Source organism: Cupriavidus sp. BIS7 (assembly GCF_000292345.1).
Taxonomy (GTDB): domain Bacteria; phylum Pseudomonadota; class Gammaproteobacteria; order Burkholderiales; family Burkholderiaceae; genus Cupriavidus.
Genome location: NZ_ALOU01000079.1, coordinates 1 through 3,199, shown reverse-complemented (window position 1 = coordinate 3,199; position 3,199 = coordinate 1). Strand labels below are relative to the sequence as shown.

The following is a 3,199-nucleotide window of genomic DNA, read 5'->3' as shown; positions in this document are numbered from 1 at the left end:
TCGCGCCCCGCCGTGAGCGCGTCATTTGCAGCAAGGCTCGTCGGATCATGCGCCAATGCCTGCTCATAGGCTCCCACGAGATCGATCGCGCTTGATTCTCCAGCGCTCAGGAGAAGCATGCAGCCCAAGGCCACCTGCCCGGCCCGCAGGGCCATACTCAGTCTTTTCATCGAAATAACTCTCAACGTCACACTTGCGATCAGACGGTCGCGGGGCGCTTGGCCCGGTACCAGGTCGCATACAGAGCGGGAAGGAAGACGAGCGTCAGCACCGTGGCAACGGCGAGCCCTCCCATGATTGCCCACGCCATGGGGCCCCAGAACACGGAATGGGTAAGGGGTACCATCGCCAGAATCGCCGCCAGGGCAGTCAGCACGATCGGTCGCAGTCGCCGCACCGCTGCCTCGACGATGGCCGTCCACAGTGCGACGCCCGCGCCCACGTCCTGATCAATCTGTACGACCAGGATCACCGAGTTGCGGATAATCATTCCAGCGAGGGCGATGACGCCCAACATGGCGACAAAACCGAACGGGATCCGGAACGCGGCCATGATCGCGCTCACGCCGATCAGCCCGAGCGGCGCGGTCATCAGAACCATCGCCATCTTCTTCATGTCCTGCAGCTGAATCATCAGCAATACGAGCACCGCGATGATCGTCACAGGCATCACCGCGAAAACGGAACGCTGGGCCTTTGCACTCGATTCGTAAGCGCCGCCGATCTCGATGCCATAGCCGAGCGGGAGCTCCTTCTTGAGGGTATCGATCCTGGGCTGCAACGCACGCGTTACGTCGGGCGCCTGCGCCCCGGCGATATCGGCACGCACGGTCATCGTCGGCACGCGGTTGCGCCGCCACAGCTCACCTTCCTCGCTGGCGAGCGTGAGCCGGGCTACTTGCGAGACCGGCACGAACTTTCCGTCGCGCACATAGATCTTGGCGTCCTTCAGGTTGTTCAGGTCCGTCCGTTCCGCTGCGACGAGGCGCGACACAACGTCGATATCCTGGTCTTCCTCGCGGAACTGCGTGATAGGCGTGCCCGAGATCGATGCCTCGAGCGCCTGCTTGATCTGGCCCGAACTGATGCCCAGTGCACGCGCCTTGTCCTGGTCGACGTCGACTTGCACGCGCTTGATGCGCTCGCTCCAGTCCTGGTTGACCTGGCGCACGTGCGGCTCCTCACGCATGATGGCCGCCACCTTGTCCCCGATGGCACGGACCTTGTCGTTGTCCTGGCCGTACACGCGGAACTGCACTGGATAACCGACGGGCGGACCGTTCTCGAGCCGGTTGACGCGGCCGCGCACGTTGGGGAACTTGTCTGCGAACAGCTTCTCGAGCTTTTCCTTCACGCGCTCACGTGCCTCGCCGCCCTTGGTCATCACCATCATTTCGCCGAGGTTCAGGTTCGGGGTCTGTGCATCGAGAGGCAGGTAGAAGCGCGGCGCGCCATTGCCAACGAAGCTGGTCACCGCGGCAATGTCCGGATCTCTCTTGAGCATCGCTTCGAGCTTCTGCACCTCGCTCTGGCTTGCCTCGAACGTCGAGGCCTCGGGCATCCACATATCCACGATCAGCTCGGCTCGATCCGATGCCGGAAAGAACTGCTGGGGCACTGCCTTGAACAGCACCAACGCGCCCACGAATGCGGCGAGCGTGATGCCGAGCACCCACACGCGCTGCCTCAGGCAGAAGTCAATGAAGTGGCGGAACTTGACATAGAAACCGCGCTGGTAGACCGCTTCCTCGTCATGCGACGCGTGCGCATGCTCCTTCAACAGCTTGAAACCGATGTACGGCGTGAACAGCACGGCCACGATCCACGACAACAGCAGCGAGATGCCCACCACCTGGAACAGCGAGTACACATACTCGCCGGTGCCGGACTTCGCGAAGCCGACCGGAAGAAAGCCCGCCGCCGTGATCAGCGTGCCGGTGAGCATCGGGAATGCAGTGGCCGTGTAGGCATAGGTGGCGGCGCGGAACTTGTCCCAGCCCTGCTCCAGTTTCAATGCCATCATCTCGACGGCAATAATGGCGTCGTCCACCAGCAGTCCGAGCGCAATGATCAGCGCACCCAGAGAGATGCGCTGCAAGTCGATGCCCATCACGTACATGGCCAGGAATGTCATGGCCAGCACGAGCGGGATACTGAGCGCGACGACCAGTCCGGTCCGCAAGCCCAGCGACAGGAAGCTGACCACGAGTACAATGATCACTGCCTCGGCCAGACTCTTCTTGAACTCGAATACGGAGTGCTCGACGACATGCGGCTGGTCGCTGACCGCGTGTATCTGCACGCCCACCGGCAAATTGGACTCGATCCGCTTGAGCGTTTCATCGAGCTTCGTGCCAAGCCGAATCACGTCGCCGCCCTTGCGCATGCTCACCGCCAATCCGATCGCCTCGTTGCCGTTGAAGCGCATCCGCGAGGTGGCCGGCTCCACAAAACCGCGACGGACGTCGGCGATATCGCCAAGACGGAAAGTGCGCTGGCCGGCACGGATGCCGATGGCGCGAATGCCTTCGACGGAGTCGAATTCGCCGCTCACGTCCAGCCGCACCCGTTCGGCGCTGGTTTGCACCGTCCCGCCCGACGTCACCACATTGGTTTGCGCGAGGGTCTGGGCAATCAGTGCCGGATCGATCCCCAGCGAAGCGAGCTTGGCGGTGGAAACTTCCACATAGATCTTCTGCTCCTGCTTGCCCACCAGATCGACCTTGTTGACGTCGTCGACACGCAGAAACTCGTTACGTGCGGCGTCCGCAATCCGTCGCAGATCGTCATAGTCAAAGCCGTCGCCTGTGATGGCGTAGAGGTTACCGAAGGTGTCCCCGAACTCGTCATTGAAGAAGGGCCCCTGCGTGCCCTGCGGCAGGGTATGGCGGATGTCCCCCATCTTCTTGCGGACCTGATACCACACATCTGGCACGGCGGACCGGGGTACGTCCTCACGAAGGTTGACCTTGATCTGCGCCTCCCCCGGCTTCACGTAGGTGGACGTATAGTCGATCTCCGCCACCTCCTGCAACTTACGCTCGAGCTTGTCGGCAACCTGGTCGGCCATCTGCTGCGCGGAACTTCCCGGCCAGTACGCCTGCACGACCATGGTCTTGATCGTGAACTCGGGGTCTTCCTTCTGGCCTAGGCTGCCGTAGGCCAGCAGGCCGGCCACGGACAGCAGCAACAGCAGGAA

General features: G+C 62.3%; 1 protein-coding gene. It reads right to left on the bottom strand.

All coding sequences use genetic code 11. The features are described 5' to 3' along the window. Positions 1-199: 199 nt before the first annotated feature. Positions 200-3,199 (bottom strand): efflux RND transporter permease subunit (locus B552_RS0124195; protein WP_019451642.1); only part of this gene is annotated, 3,000 nt, incomplete at its 5' end.